Raw genomic sequence first — 13,441 nt, forward strand, 5'->3', positions numbered from 1 at the left:
CCTCTCGTGCACCATCACTCGCATGAGTATCACCGCGGTCGTCCTACTGATAGTCGGTCTGGCCATCGGATTCGCGCTCGGCTGGCTGGTCCACGCCGGCCGGACGGGCACCGAACTGGCCGTGGCGCGCGCCGAGGCCGATGCGGCGCACGCCAATCACGACCTACTGGTCCGGTCGCTGTCGGCGGCGAGTGAGGACGCCGCCCGTCGGCAGTCCGGCGCCATCGGCCAGCAGGTCTCTCACATCGTCACCCCGCTTCGCGAGACGCTGGACACCCTTGCCGGGGAACTGCGCCGCACCGAGCGCAACCGCATCGCGGCGTACGCCGGCCTGACCGAACAGGTGTCGGGAATGCGCGAGACCTCCGCTCATCTGGGGTCGCAGGCCGAGCAGCTGGCCGGTGCCCTGCGGTCGCCGCAGGCCCGGGGCAGGTGGGGCGAGCTGCACCTCGAGCGCGTCATCGAGGCCGCGGGCCTGCAACGGCACTGCGATTTCACCAGTCAGGTGAGCGGGACCACCAACGACTCTGCGCGAGTACGGCCCGACCTGGTGGTGCACCTGCCGGGTGGCAGGGACGTCGTGATCGACGCCAAAGTGCCGCTGTCCGCCTACCTCGAGGCCTCCGAGAGCACCGACCCCACCGTCCGCGCACAGGCGTACCGGGCCCATGCCCGTGCCCTGCGCGGGCACGTGCTCCAGTTGTCTTCAAAGGCCTACTGGGAAGCGCTGCGGCAATCACCAGAGTTCGTGGTCCTGTTCGTCCCGGGTGAGGCGATCCTGGAGATGGCGTGCCGCGCCGACCCCGATCTCATCGAATACGGCTTCACCCACAATGTGGTGATCGCGACACCGACCAATCTGGTCGCACTGCTGCGCACGATCGCACTCGGCTGGCGACACGAAGCACTCACCAGGGACGCACAGCAGATCCACCAGCTCGGCAAAGAGCTCTACCAGCGAATCGGTCTGGTCACCCGCCACCTCGACAAGTTGGGCGGATCACTGGGCAAGGCGGTCGAGTCGTACAACTCGGCGATAGGCACCATCGACTCGAGGGTCACCGTCACCGCCCGCAAGCTCTCGGAGCTGGACGCGTTCTCCGACTTGGACGATCTGGACCCGCCGGTGGCCATCGACGTCGTCCCCAGGCGTGCGGAATCACGCGTCAACTGACGCACATCGTGCGGATCCAGTCGCATGTGGGCACTTGAGCCAAGCAACTTGGAAGCATCACCGGTCGGGTTCCATGCGAACTTCAAGCCCATTCCAAGCGGTACACGACAACCTGATTCCAGTCGCCCTTCACCCCTGGAGTCAGTCACATGTCTGTCAGCCGCTCAGCAGCCGCCCCCACCGCCCGCACCAGCCCGTCAGGATGCGTCGTCGGGGGCTGGCTCCTCACCATGGCGGTGGTCGGTGGATTTGCCTTCGCCGCAGGTGACAACCTCCAGAGCACCATCGGTACCCCGGCACCCAGGCCCGCGGTCGCGTCCACCGAGGCACCGATCCATCCTCAGGGATCCGCCGTCGTCGTGTATCTGCCGACCCGCGCCGGAGCGCTCTCCGACGGCCGCGTCACCGCCGCCGTCACCACGCCCCCGCAGGAGCGGTCCCTTCCCGCGGACATCGCCTGCGGCCCGAACCAGCGAGCCGGCCTCACCATCTCCCGTGTCCATGCACCCGATCGTGCGGCGCACTCGTCGAACAGTCGCGGACCGGCGAGTGTGGCCCGGGTCAGTGCCACGGCGTGCAGACTCGCCGCCACGCAGGCGACCCCTGCAAAGCCTGCGATCAAGGCCGCCTCCGCGGTCTCCGGCCACTGACCGCGCGGTAGCTACGAATACCGACCGGCGGATCCTTCCACCGGCGCGGCCGCCGCGCGTTCCGTCACGTCTGGCGTCCCCACTGCGTTCGTTACCCGGATTCTCAGCATTTACCGGTACGGTCAACATGTGATTTCTGGCCCGCGCTCACGCTCGGGGGTACCCCTCGACGAGCAATCCGCACTTCCTACCGCACCAGGCGTGCCCTGGTGGGGTGCGGTTCTGATCGCCGTTGGTCTGACCACGGTCGGTGCGGTCATCGCTGTGTCCGGCGACGGGACCAATCTCGGGTTCTCGTTCAAGGCCCTCTACGTCGTGGGTTGCCTCGCCGCTGTCCTCGCCGTTCGCCGCCGAGCACTCTTCACCGCCGTCGCCCAGCCGCCGCTGGTGTTGTTCGGAGTGGCGGTCATCGCGCTGTACTTTTTGGTGTCGGAGTCAGGCGCCGGCCTGAAGAAGCTCGTCTTCGATGTGGCCCTGCCGGTGGCGAAGCTGTTTCCGCTGATGGGATGGACCTTCGTGGCCGTGCTCGCCATCGGGGCGGCGCGCTTCTGGCTCACGCACCCGAAGAACGCCGGCAAGCCGTCCCCGACCCGCCGTTCGGCAGCGAAGAAGACGGCGGCGAAGTCCGAGTCCACCGCTCGGCCGAGACGCACGAGTTCACCCAAGCCGTCGATGATCAAAGAGGATGCCTCGAGCACTGCGATCCCGCCGCGTTCCCGGGCAGGCCAGACCCCACGTACTCCACGTCCCCCCGAGCCCCGGCTGCGGAACACCGAGCTCGGCGACGAGATACCGCGTCGGCGACGAGCGGCTCCGGAAGGTCCGGAACCGCGGCGCCGGCACGCGGGGTCATTCGACAATCCACCCCAGCCCGGCGCACGCGCCTACCGCAGCCCGGACGGGTACGAGCCGGCGCCACGCCTGCGCCATCGAGACCTGCACTGACCTGACCGCCGCCGTCCAGGTCACGCCGGGACGTTGCGCAACCACTCCGATCGGTCTGGCCGCCGCATCACGTTTAGCTGCTGGCCGAGGCGATCAGCACCTCGTTCACGCGGCCAGCTCCAAGGTGCTCCGGGCGGCTCTGCCCAGTTCGGTGCCGTAGCCGGGACCGTGCCCGGCGGCGTGGACGGCGAGTGGATGCAACTGGTGCAGTGGGATGCGGTCCTGCCATCCCACGCGCAACCGATGCGCGCTTTGATACCCGTCGATCACCGCCTCGAACTCAGGACATCCGAACAGCGCCAACATCGCGAGGTCGGTTTCTCGATGTCCGCCGTGCGCGGCCGGATCAATCATCACCACCCCTTTCGGGGTCCACATCACATTTCCGCTCCACAGGTCACCATGGATGCGCGCTGCCGGTTCACCGTCGTCGAAATGCCCCGACGCAATCAGCTCACAGGCGGCCCGAGTGTCCTCGGCATCGGAATGCGTGAGATTGCCCGCAGAGACGGCAACGTCTACGAAGGCCAACACCCGCTGCGCGGCATAGAACTCGCCCCAGGTAGGCCTCGGCTCCGACGGCATTGCCCTGCTCCCGATGAACAGCTGGCCTGCGAAACCGGCTGGCGGACTACCGAACTCAAAGGCACCGGCATCATGCATCCGGGCCAGCGCGGCACCGAAGTCCTCAGCGGCGACGGGCGTCGGCGCAGCTGAGGCCACCCGCTCCAGCGTGATGTGTCCGGCCGAGACCTCGAGCACCTGCACCACCGGCGCCCCGGCAGCGCCGAGCCAGCGCAATCCGGCCGCTTCAGCGGCGAAGAAGTCGGGGTGGGCACCCGGGCGTCGCTTGACGAATTCTGAGGTGGTCACCCCTCCAGCGTGCCGGATCACCGTCGGTCGCACTACCATCGGCTCATGGCCAGCCTGCAAAAGAGCATCATCGCCGAACTCGAGGTGTCCGCGACCATCGACCCCCAGTCGGAGGTGGAACGACGCGTCGGCTTCCTCAAGGGGTACCTGACGTCGACCGGGATGAAGGGTTTCATTCTCGGTATCAGCGGCGGACAGGACTCGGCCCTGGCCGGACGTCTGTGCCAGTTGGCGGTCGAGGCCGTGCGCGCCGACGGTGGCGAGGCGACCTTCCTCGCTGTCCGTCTCCCTTACGGTGAGCAGGCCGATGAAGACGACGCCCAGATTGCTTTGCAGTTCATCAAGCCCGATCGCAGCGCGGTCTACAACGTCAAGCCGGGTTCCGACTCCACCGCGGAAGAAGTGGTGCAGACGCTGGGTGAGCCACTGCTCGATCTGGTCCGCGGCAACATCAAAGCCCGTGAACGCATGGTGCTGCAGTACGCGGTCGCCGGCCAGGAGAACCTCCTGGTGGTCGGTACCGACCACGCCGCAGAAGCGGTGACGGGGTTCTTCACCAAGTTCGGCGACGGCGGCGTCGACCTCACACCTCTGACCGGCCTGACCAAAAGACAAGGCGCACAGATACTCTGGCATCTCGACGCTCCGAAGTCGGTGACGTCCAAGGTGCCGACCGCCGACCTCGAGGACGACCGCCCGGCACTGCCTGACGAAGAAGTTCTCGGCGTCACCTACAGCCAGATCGACGACTACCTCGAGGGCGGTCAGGTCGACGACGCCGTTGCCGAACGGATCGAATCACTGTTCCTTCGGACCAGGCACAAGCGGACGGTACCGGTTACCCCTTTTGACGAGTGGTGGAAGAGCTAGAGTTCGAATCGGACGGTGCCGCAAGGTCTTCGAGATTGCGGCCGCTGATACGGGCCAACTGGTCGAAACGGTTGTTCGCGATCCGCATGACGATCTCGTAGGGCAGCGCGAACTTGCGTGCCACGAAATAGCCGAACCGGATGTCGAACGACGTGTAAACCATGAACTGGTTCTTGCGGATTCCCGTCAGGATCGCCTCGGCCGCCTTCTCCGGGGAGACCGCGACCTTGTGGAAGTGCCCGATCTCACGCTGGATCACCGGATTCTCACGGTCTAGACCCGCGATGTCGACGGTGCCGACGAGTGGGGTGTCGACTCCACCGGGACAGACCAGTGACACCCCGATCTTGTGGCGGCGCAGGTCCATGCGAAGGACCTCGGACACGCCTCGGATCCCGAACTTGCTCGCGCTGTAGGCAGCGTGCCACGGCAGTGCCAGCAGCCCGGCCGCCGACGACACATTCACCAGATGACCGCCGCGGCCGCGTCGCACGATCTGCGGGACGAAGCACTCGATGATGTGAATCGGCCCCATCAGGTTGACGTCGACCATCTTCTTCCAGTGCCGATGCTCGAGATTTTCCACTGTGCCCCAGGCTGATACACCGGCGATGTTCATGACGACGTCCATCACGCCCACCTCGGCGTCGACTTGCTGGGCGAACCTGCGTACCCACTCGTAGTCGGACACATCGCCCGCGCGATGGAACAGGATCTTTCCGTCGGCCCGCTTGACCTCGGCGACGGTCTCGTCGAGATTCTCCGCCGCGATGTCGGTCAGCACCAGGGCCGCGCCATCACGCGCCGCCGCCATCGCAGTCGCCTTGCCGATCCCGCTCCCCGCACCGGTGATCAGGACCCGTTTACCTTGAAGGTTCTTCACGGGCACGCTCATCACCAGGAGATCTTTGATGCTCATGACTCAACCCTACGGGTCACATCAGGACTCAGATGGGTAGTTTGCCGCCAAACATCTGATAGATCACCGAGAGCATCGCCTTGAGGACCTGCGACGAGGCGTCGTTGCCCTCACTCGACAGAAGCCCCTCGATCACCTTGGGATCCTTGGTGTCCGAGAGCTCACCCAGCAGCGGCAGAATCGATTGCAAACCGGTGAGGTCGAGTCCCGACTCCCCCGTTTCACTCGGGGTATCCGAGTTCTGACTTTCGAGCGGCAGGCTCGGCAGCCCCAGTCCGGGAACAACCGGCGTGGTCGTCGTGGTCTTGGCGGAAGGGGTGGTGGTCTTGGTGGACGGGGTCGTCGTCGTTCGACCGGACGGTGCCGAGGGCGCGGTGGTGCGTGGTGCCGCGGTCGGGGCCGTTGCCGTCGACGGCGTGGTCGCGCCAGGCGCAGTGGTGGTGGTCGTTGCCGGTGCCGTGGTCGTGGCGGAGGCCGCCGGGGTCGATCCCGTCAGCAGAAAACGCAAGATGCCGTCGACAAGTCCGACGGCGTACTTGAGCTGCCCGTCCTTGCTGGACAGCGTTGCAGCGTCGGTGGGATTGGACAGATTGCCAAGCTCGGCGAACACGTCAGGAACCTTGGTCAGGTTCACCGCGGCGACGTCGGCGCGGGTCTGCAGACCGTCCTGGGCTCCGGCGTAGTTCGCGGGTACGAGGCCGGCCGCCTTGAACGCATCGCGCATCTGCTCGGCGGCCTTGCGGCCGGGACCCGACTGGACCTCGTTGACGGTCGCGTCCGGAATCGGCAATTCGGGAACGATGATGTGGAAACCGCTCTTCGCCGCGTCCGTCCCGGGTGAGGTCGAGTCCGCGTGGATGTTGACGGCGATGTCTGCCTTGGAGGCGTTGGCCGCGTTGGCGCGCTCGTCGATGCAGCCGCCCCACCCGGTGTCGTCTTGGCGACTGAGGACGACCTTCGCGCCCTGGCTCTCCAAACCGGCCTTGACCAGCTGGGTGATGTCCCAGTTGACCGTGTGCTCGGCGATTCCGTCCGGGCTGGTTGCCCCTGTGGTCTGGCACGGCTTGGTGCCGCCACGACCGTCGGGTACCGGCTTGTTCAGGTCGTTACCTGCTGCCGACCCCTGGTGCCCGGGGTCGAGGAAGATGGTCTTGCCTGCGAGCGAATTACCCTGTGCAGGAGCAGGATCGGCCGAGGCAGTGGTGGGCATCGCGATCAGCGAGGCCGCGAGAGCCAGGCAGGTGAGCCCGGCAACGCGGAGGTCCTTCTTGGTCACGGTGTTCCTTTCGGGTGCGCCAACAGACGCAACATCAGTCACAATATTCACTTCAGTAACAGTGAAGCAGTAGTAGAGACTTTTGGGAAATGCTCGACCTGTGGTCTGCAAACCGTTGTGGGGTCGTGATCGGGACGATGCACAATCGTGCGGCGCACGACGATGACGGACCGCATCGACGTCGGTACTCTTCGACAGTTTCGGCACGGTCGACGGAAGCCGACTGGTGCGGTGAGCAAGGCGAACTCGCCCGCCCGGCGTGCGGCCCGCGTTGTCTGGACAGACGAGGAGCGAGCGAAGCGATGCGAGGAGGAAGGAAGACAACGCGATGGCGGCCGCACGCCCCGCGTAGCGAAGCGGAGCGAAAACACACAGCTGGTGAGACGACGAACAAACCCCACCACACCGAGCCCAAACCCACCTACCGCACGTACCTCGTGATGCTCAGCATCGATTGGGCGTCCACGACATCGTCGGCGCGAGCCTTCTCGAGGACGGCCCGCACCTCGTCTTCGTCGATCCCGGCGCCGATGACGACCAGTTCGGTGCGGCGGGATTCCTCGGGGTCCCAGGGCTGAGGGTGCACGCTGACGTAGCTCCCGACGGTGTGCACCACATACTTGCGACGGTGGCGGGCCACGTCGAAGTGGACGAACCCCTTGACCCGGAACACTCCGGTGGGCGGCTGCTCGAGGAACGCTGCCAATGCCCGGGGGTTCATCGACGCGGGATCGACAAAACTGACGGATTGATAGTCGTGGTGCAGGTGCCCGCAGTGGTCGTCGCTGTCGTCGGCGAGCAGTTCGTCGAGGCCGAGCTGTCGCGGCGTGGCATCGTCGTCGCGTGCTGCGGACTCCAGGTCGACGAGCAGCGCGAGGTCGACCACCGCATCTCGTGTCGTGATGATCGGCGCACCGGCATTCGCATCCCGGATCAGCAGTCGAGCCCGCTCCACCTCGTCGGCGCCGGTGAGGTCGGTCTTGTTCAGGACGACGAGGTCGGCGAGTGCGAGATGCTGATCGATCCGCGGATGCTGCTGCCTCGTCTCGGTGTAATTGCGAGCGTCGACCAGGTAGAGCAACCCTCCGTACTCGATGCGCGGATTGTCGCTGCCGGCGACCATGCGAATCAGATTGCGGGGTTCGGCGAGACCGCTGGCCTCGACGACGATGAGATCGAGACCGGCGCGAGGTGTGACGAGCGAGGCAAAGGTGGCATCGAGGCCGTCGTCGTCGACGGTGCAGCACATGCACCCGTTGCCCAGCGACACCGCGCCGTCGACCTGACCGGCGACGAGCATGGCGTCGATGTTGACCGCTCCGAAGTCGTTGACCACCACCCCGATCCGCAGACCGGACCGCGTGCGCAGCAGATGGTTGAGCATGGTTGTCTTACCGGCACCGAGGAAGCCGGCCACGACCACGACGGGTATTCGTTTCACGATGCGTGACCGGCGAGGCAATCGAGGCAGACCACCACCAGTTCGCGACCGCCTGCGTCGGGGTAATTCGCCACGTTCTTCGTCGGGGCCCCACACTTGGTGCACGTGCCGACAACCTTGGCGTGATCAGTGAAGTCGACGCTCATCCGTTTGTCGAAGACGTAGAGCGAGCCGTCCCACAACCCGTCGTCGCCGTACCGCTCGCCGTAACGAACGATGCCGCCGTCGAGTTGGTAGACCTCGGTGAAACCACGATTGCGCATCAGTACCGAGAGCACCTCGCACCGCACTCCACCGGTGCAGTAGGTCACCACGGGCTTGCCCTTGAGGTGGTCGTAGTCGCCGCGCTCGATCAGCTCGACGAAGTCACGCGTGGTCTCGGTCGGTAGCACGACGGCATCGCGGAATCGCCCGATCTGCGCCTCGATGGCATTGCGTCCGTCGAAGAAGACGACGTCGTCGCCGCGGTCGGCCACCAGTTCGTGCAGCGACTCCGGGCTCAGGTGAGTGCCGCCCCCGACCACACCGCCCGCGTCCACCTGCAGTTCGTCGGGCGCCCCGAAGGTGACGATCTCAGATCGCACCTTGACACTCAGCCGCGGGAAGTCATCACCTACCCCGTCGGACCACTTGATGTCGGCGCCGGAGAACGCGGCGTACGCGCGGGTCCCCCGTACATACCGTTTGACGGCCTTGATGTCGCCGCCGACGGTGCTGTTGATTCCGTGCTCGGAGATAATGATCCGACCCGTGACGCCGGCCGCTTCGCATAATGTTTGCTGCCATAGCCGGATTGCTTCGGGGTCGGCCAGCGGCGTGAAGACATAGAAAAGCACAATCTTGGGTGTCGACACAGGGGTAAGGGTACTTAACATGTGGAAAAGGACGATCGGCGTGGTGGCTGCGGCGGGGGCAGCCGCAGCGGTGCTTGCGGGCTGCTTCCCCGAGGACGGACCGAGCACCAAAGACATCCCTCCCATGGACGAGTTGTCGACCGAGACATCGGTGAGCACCACGACCACCACGCGGAGCACGACGGCGAACCGATCGGCCGGACTGACTCTCGGGACCGCGATCAGTACTGCCGCTCGGGTCAACAACAGCGACTTCCACGAGGCCGCTCTCGAGGGCGGCCGCCTCGAGGACACCTCTGAGTTCCACTTCTCCACCCCCGACGCGGCCGTGAACTGTTCGACCGTGGAACGCGACGTCCCGACGCTGGCCTGCGACATGACCGCCACGCCCGCGCAGACCCGCGACTACTGCACCTGGGAGGCCGGTTACATCGTGCTGACCGACACGGCTTCCCAGGGAACCTGCGCGGACACCCCGTGGGTGTGGACCCGCGGATCAGTGTTGCCGTTCGGCTCGACCATCTCCGTGGGCACGTTCCAGTGTCTGAGCGACTTCTCGGGTCTCTACTGCCTCAACACCCGTTCGGACAACGGTTTTGCGATTCGGGACGGCACCTACCGAACGGTCTCGGGGGCAGACCCCGCTCCCGCCGCACTCCTCGACGGCGCAGAGCCGACGATCACCACATCGGGCCGATAGGGCCGATAGACTGCTCGGCAGACGAGCCGGTCACAGGGCCCATGTCGTGACACCTGTCCGGTATCTGCACTCTCGAAAGGTGATGGCCGTGACTTATCCTCCGCCGTACGATCCACCGTCGAACGACCCGCTACGCAAGCGCGATCCGAGCGGTGACGACCAGGGCGTGTCGGGGCCGCCACCGGCCGATCCCGGGTACACCCCGCAACCCGACTTCCAGGCGACGAACTTCGACTACGGCCAACAGCAGTACGGCCAGCAACCGGGGTATCAACAGCCCGGTTATCAGCAGCCCGGCTTTCCCGGGGCCTACGGAGCGCCGGTGTCGGAGACCAACTCGAACGCGATCATCGCGCTGGTGTGCGGTATCGGCGCCTTCGTGATCTGCGGGCTCGGCGCGATTCCCGCGATCATCTTCGGCAACAGAGCAATCGCCGAGATCGACGCGTCCGGTGGCAGGCAGGACGGCCGCGGGATGGCCCAGGCAGGCAAGATCATCGGCTGGGTTGCTGTTGCGATGTGGGTGATCGGAATCGTTCTGTTCGCCCTCATCTTCATTGCAGCAGCCGCCTCTTCCTCGACCTGATCGGCGCGTCAGGGCCTCACAGCGTGTCGCCGATCCCCTAGTCGCTGGGCAAACCCGAGAACTCGATGACGGCTATCAAATCGTCGAGAGCCTGAGACAGTGCGTCGATCCGTGCAGGGGTGCCCGGGGCAGACAGGATCTTCTGTCGGTCGGCAGGTCCGAGACCCAGTCGCACCGCGGTGCCGTACACCTTCGCGTCCAGCGGTTCCTCGGCTTCCAACGGTTCGGTGAGCCGATCGCCGACTTCGATGCCACGCACCCGGTCCAGTGTCGCGGCAAGTTGCCCGAGCCGCGCGATCACCGGGTTGAGCGCACCGGGAGCAGCAACTGGATCGGTGCTGGGCCACAGCTCGATCTCGGCCAGGGGATACGGATCGTCGGGTAGCCAGGTCCGGACACGGAATCTGTCGGTGCCCACGCAGGAGAGGTGAAACCGCCCGTCCGGCCGGGGACTGCATTCTTCGATCTGCGCCAGCGTGCCGACGTCGACCCGCTCCTCGCCGCCACCCGTTTCCCGGCCGCGGGAGATCAGCACGACTCCGAAAGAGTTGTGGCCGGTGTCCGCGGTGCAGTCCGCAACCATTTGCACATACCTGGGCTCGAAGATCTGCAGGCTCAGCGGTTCGCCGGGAAGCAACGTCATCCCGAGCGGAAACATCGGATGTGCGCTCATGGCTCCAGCATGCCCGTCCGGGTCGTCGGCGAATCATTCGCCCGCCGGGTCAGGTCGGGGTCCGCCCCATCAGAGCGTCGGTTCCGGCCGCGCGGATCGCCGAGACCCGCTGCAGCACGCGCGCATAACGGGGCATGAGTTCTTCGGGGCGATGGCGGACGGCATGGGTGACCCAGCCTGCGGCATGCTCGGCACTGAGTGCGGGGAGGTCGGTGTACTCGGCGGTCGGGGCGATCCTCGGAGTCCGGATCAACGGGAAGTAGATCGTGCTCACGGAGATCCCCTCCGCGCCCAGTTCTACGCCGATGCTGCGGCCCACGATGCTCAGCGCCGCCTTCGATCCCGCGTACGCAGAGAACTTCGGCATGGTGCCGGCCGGCACTCCCCAGGTGGAGATGTTGATTATGTGCCCACTGCCGCGCAATTTCATACCCGGAAGGAAGCCGAGGATGAGCCCCACCGGACCGAAGTAGTTCACGGCCATCGTCCGGCGATAGTCATGTAGTCGGTCCACGGAGTCGATCGCCGTGCGACGGATCGAGCGGCCGGCGTTGTTGATGAGCACGTCCGGCGCTCCATGCTCCTCCAGCACTGCGGCCACGAGACGCTCGACGTCGCCTTCGTCGGCCAGATCCGCGGGGTAGGCGGTCGCCACGCCGCCCTGCGCGACGATTGCGTCACGCACACGTTTGAGTTCGTCAGCACCGCGGGCAACGATGATGAGCTCGGCGCCCTGCGCGGCCAGGGCCAGCGCTGCAGCCTCCCCCACGCCGGACGACGCGCCGGTCAGCAGGACCTTCTTGCCACGGATGGGCTCGGCGATGATCCAAACGGTCCGTCATCAAGGGACAACGGCCGGTCCAGGCCGAATTGCGCGAATCGCGCACCGAGCCTGCGTGCGGTCTTCATGAGTGACCACCTTGGCACATCGGTCACCCGTGGTCCTCGACCCCTATTTGTCGGCGGCGAACTCGGTGACCAGGGTGGAGCAGAAGGCGGGCAGGTCGCCGGGATTGCGACTGGTGATCAAGGTGTTGGGACCGTCGGCGCACACCACGACCTCGTGATCGGTCCACGTACCGCCGGCGTTGGTGATGTCGGTCTGGATACTCGGGAACGACGTCAGTGTCCTGCCGGATACGACGCCCGCCTCCACAAGAGTCCACGGCGCGTGGCAGATGGCAGCCACCGGCTTTCCCTCGGTGAAAAAATCGGCGATGAACTTCACCGCGGCCTTGTCAGTGCGCAGATTGTCCGGATTCGCAACCCCGCCGGGCAATACCAGGGCGTCGAAGTCGGCGGCAGGCACCTCGCTGACCACTGCACCGACAGCGAAGGTGTCGGCCTTGTCGAGGTGGTCGAAAGCCTGGATCTCACCGCTCTCGGTGGACACGAGAGTCGGTGTGCCCCCGGCTTTCTCCACCGCCTGCCAGGGCTCGGTCAGCTCGACTTGTTCCACACCTTCGGTCGCGACCAGAAACGCGATCCGCTGTCCTCGGAGTTCATTCGCCATAGGCGACGTGGTACCCGCGGCCGCCAGGAACCAAACGCTTCCCCGGGTCACCTCCGCGGCGCCGGACACGTTTTGGGCGACACCGCCCAACGGCCCTAGACGTGACCTGGGTCACAGTCTTATCGTGAGGCATGGCTACCAAGACCTACAGCAAACACGTCATTCACCACTGCGCCACCTGCGGCCGATCAATGGAAGTGGAGGTGAAAGAATTCCGTACATTCGGCGGCGAAATTCACAAGACGAAGTCAGAGCCGCGATGCGTCAATCGCGACTGCAAAAGTTACTTATCCTAACGGCGATCCGGATAAGCAAAGTTATGTTCTGTAAAGATCGCCGAGGTGTAACAAATCAGGAACAGAGCCATATAATGGTGTATGCCCGCGGCGTCCTCCCACGACCCAGACAACTTGGTGGACTTTGCGAATTTGCTTGCGCGGGTTGCAGATAAAGACGCTCAGGCGTTCCGCGAGTTGCACGATGCGACTCGCTCACGACTGTTTGCATTGATCTACAAAGTTGTGCGCGACGTCGGCTACGCAGAGGAAACCCTGCAAGAGGTTTATCTCGAAATCTGGCTGAAAGCGGACACCTATCGACCCGAACTGGGCAAACCATTGTCGTGGTTGATGATGCTCAGCCATCGTCGCGCAGTCGACCGTGTCCGTTCCGAAGAACGACTGCGCCGCAAAACTGCGCTGCTCGGAATGATCTCGTGCGACGTCGACGCAGCGGGCGCCGACGAACCGATGCTCCTCCGCGACGAATACCAGAGGTTGATGCGCCACCTCAGCGCGCTGACCAACCGGCAGCGCCAAAGCATCAACCTCGTCTACTTCGCCGATCTGACGCAACGCGAAGCCGCCAAGCATCTGAACATCCTGGTTCCAGCCCTCAAGACTCGACTGCGGGACGGCGTCCTGCGGTTGCGGACGCAGATGCGCTCGGAAGTCTGAACCAACCCGCG

The 13,441-nt window shown here is 65.3% G+C and carries 15 protein-coding genes; 7 read left to right on the top strand and 8 right to left on the bottom strand.

What is annotated here, in order from left to right; translation table 11 throughout:
- The first annotated feature begins 22 nt into the window (after nt 1-22).
- The 3 genes from J3S28_RS09235 (at nt 23) to J3S28_RS09245 (ending at nt 2,769) form a co-directional block, all read left to right on the top strand.
- Nucleotides 23-1,174, top strand: coding sequence for a DNA recombination protein RmuC (locus tag J3S28_RS09235; RefSeq protein WP_207839869.1), 1,152 nt, complete (start codon nt 23-25; stop codon nt 1,172-1,174).
- A 149-nt stretch (nt 1,175-1,323) separates the two neighbouring features.
- The gene (locus J3S28_RS09240) at nt 1,324-1,824 is read left to right on the top strand and encodes a hypothetical protein (RefSeq protein ID WP_207839871.1); all 501 of its coding nucleotides are present in this window, start codon (nt 1,324-1,326) and stop codon (nt 1,822-1,824) included.
- Nucleotides 1,825-1,953: 129 nt separating this feature from the next.
- Entirely contained in the window at nt 1,954-2,769 is an 816-nt protein-coding gene (locus J3S28_RS09245) for a DUF6542 domain-containing protein (protein ID WP_207839873.1), read from the top strand.
- 105 nt (nt 2,770-2,874) lie between these two features.
- Here the strand turns inward: J3S28_RS09245 and J3S28_RS09250 are convergent, their stop codons facing one another.
- Nucleotides 2,875-3,642 carry a fructosamine kinase family protein gene (locus J3S28_RS09250; protein ID WP_307796990.1) on the bottom strand — a complete coding sequence of 256 codons (768 nt, stop codon included), beginning with the start codon at nt 3,640-3,642 and terminating at the stop codon, nt 2,875-2,877.
- Between the two features lie 45 nt (nt 3,643-3,687).
- On the opposite strand from J3S28_RS09250, the gene nadE reads away from it, so the two are divergent.
- Nucleotides 3,688-4,512 carry an NAD(+) synthase gene (gene nadE, locus J3S28_RS09255; RefSeq protein ID WP_207839877.1) on the top strand — a complete coding sequence of 275 codons (825 nt, stop codon included), beginning with the start codon at nt 3,688-3,690 and terminating at the stop codon, nt 4,510-4,512.
- Here nadE and J3S28_RS09260 read toward each other — a convergent pair.
- The 4 genes from J3S28_RS09260 to trhO all read right to left on the bottom strand — a co-directional run bounded on the left by J3S28_RS09260 (nt 4,481) and on the right by trhO (nt 9,002).
- Nucleotides 4,481-5,431 (bottom strand): SDR family oxidoreductase, encoded by a 951-nt coding sequence (locus J3S28_RS09260; RefSeq protein ID WP_207839879.1) that lies wholly within the window; start codon nt 5,429-5,431, stop codon nt 4,481-4,483. The genes nadE and J3S28_RS09260 overlap by 32 nt on opposite strands.
- 28 nt (nt 5,432-5,459) lie before the next feature.
- On the bottom strand, nt 5,460-6,707 hold the full coding sequence (locus tag J3S28_RS09265) for an N-acetylmuramoyl-L-alanine amidase family protein (protein WP_372435977.1): 1,248 nt from the start codon (nt 6,705-6,707) through the stop codon (nt 5,460-5,462).
- A gap of 421 nt (nt 6,708-7,128) precedes the next feature.
- Nucleotides 7,129-8,148, bottom strand: a complete 1,020-nt coding sequence (locus J3S28_RS09270) for a CobW family GTP-binding protein (RefSeq protein ID WP_207839881.1) — start codon at nt 8,146-8,148, stop codon at nt 7,129-7,131.
- Nucleotides 8,145-9,002: an oxygen-dependent tRNA uridine(34) hydroxylase TrhO gene (gene trhO / locus J3S28_RS09275; protein ID WP_207839883.1), complete on the bottom strand. Its 858-nt coding sequence runs from the start codon at nt 9,000-9,002 to the stop codon at nt 8,145-8,147. The genes J3S28_RS09270 and trhO overlap by 4 nt, the downstream gene beginning before the upstream one ends.
- 19 nt (nt 9,003-9,021) lie before the next feature.
- Between trhO and J3S28_RS09280 the strand changes: the two genes are divergently transcribed.
- Entirely contained in the window at nt 9,022-9,702 is a 681-nt protein-coding gene (locus tag J3S28_RS09280) for a hypothetical protein (RefSeq protein ID WP_207839885.1), read from the top strand.
- Between the two features lie 88 nt (nt 9,703-9,790).
- The gene (locus J3S28_RS09285; RefSeq protein WP_207839887.1) at nt 9,791-10,288 is read left to right on the top strand and encodes a DUF4190 domain-containing protein; all 498 of its coding nucleotides are present in this window, start codon (nt 9,791-9,793) and stop codon (nt 10,286-10,288) included.
- A 37-nt stretch (nt 10,289-10,325) separates the two neighbouring features.
- Here J3S28_RS09285 and J3S28_RS09290 read toward each other — a convergent pair whose 3' ends face one another.
- The 3 genes from J3S28_RS09290 to J3S28_RS09300 form a co-directional block, all read right to left on the bottom strand.
- Nucleotides 10,326-10,961, bottom strand: a complete 636-nt coding sequence (locus J3S28_RS09290) for an LON peptidase substrate-binding domain-containing protein (RefSeq protein ID WP_207839889.1) — start codon at nt 10,959-10,961, stop codon at nt 10,326-10,328.
- Between the two features lie 49 nt (nt 10,962-11,010).
- The gene (locus tag J3S28_RS09295) at nt 11,011-11,730 is read right to left on the bottom strand and encodes an SDR family NAD(P)-dependent oxidoreductase (protein WP_307796992.1); all 720 of its coding nucleotides are present in this window, start codon (nt 11,728-11,730) and stop codon (nt 11,011-11,013) included.
- 183 nt (nt 11,731-11,913) lie between these two features.
- Nucleotides 11,914-12,474, bottom strand: a complete 561-nt coding sequence (locus J3S28_RS09300) for a type 1 glutamine amidotransferase domain-containing protein (protein WP_207839890.1) — start codon at nt 12,472-12,474, stop codon at nt 11,914-11,916.
- A 377-nt stretch (nt 12,475-12,851) separates the two neighbouring features.
- Here J3S28_RS09300 and J3S28_RS09305 point away from each other — a divergent pair, with 377 nt between their 5' ends.
- A complete protein-coding gene (locus tag J3S28_RS09305) occupies nt 12,852-13,430 on the top strand; it encodes a sigma-70 family RNA polymerase sigma factor (protein WP_272874161.1) in 579 nt (192 codons plus the stop codon).
- The last annotated feature ends 11 nt before the right edge of the window (nt 13,431-13,441 follow it).

It is taken from the genome of Williamsia soli (genome assembly GCF_017377795.1).
Lineage (GTDB): Bacteria > Actinomycetota > Actinomycetes > Mycobacteriales > Mycobacteriaceae > Williamsia > Williamsia soli.

Coding starts and splice junctions, on each gene's coding strand:
- J3S28_RS09235 (WP_207839869.1), top strand. CDS start 23: ATGAGTATCACCGCGGTCGTCCTACTGATAGTCGGTCTGGCCATCGGA.
- J3S28_RS09240 (WP_207839871.1), top strand. CDS start 1,324: ATGTCTGTCAGCCGCTCAGCAGCCGCCCCCACCGCCCGCACCAGCCCG.
- nadE (WP_207839877.1), top strand. CDS start 3,688: ATGGCCAGCCTGCAAAAGAGCATCATCGCCGAACTCGAGGTGTCCGCG.
- J3S28_RS09260 (WP_207839879.1), bottom strand. CDS start 5,431: ATGAGCATCAAAGATCTCCTGGTGATGAGCGTGCCCGTGAAGAACCTT.
- J3S28_RS09280 (WP_207839885.1), top strand. CDS start 9,022: ATGTGGAAAAGGACGATCGGCGTGGTGGCTGCGGCGGGGGCAGCCGCA.
- J3S28_RS09290 (WP_207839889.1), bottom strand. CDS start 10,961: ATGAGCGCACATCCGATGTTTCCGCTCGGGATGACGTTGCTTCCCGGC.
- J3S28_RS09300 (WP_207839890.1), bottom strand. CDS start 12,474: ATGGCGAATGAACTCCGAGGACAGCGGATCGCGTTTCTGGTCGCGACC.
- J3S28_RS09305 (WP_272874161.1), top strand. CDS start 12,852: ATGCCCGCGGCGTCCTCCCACGACCCAGACAACTTGGTGGACTTTGCG.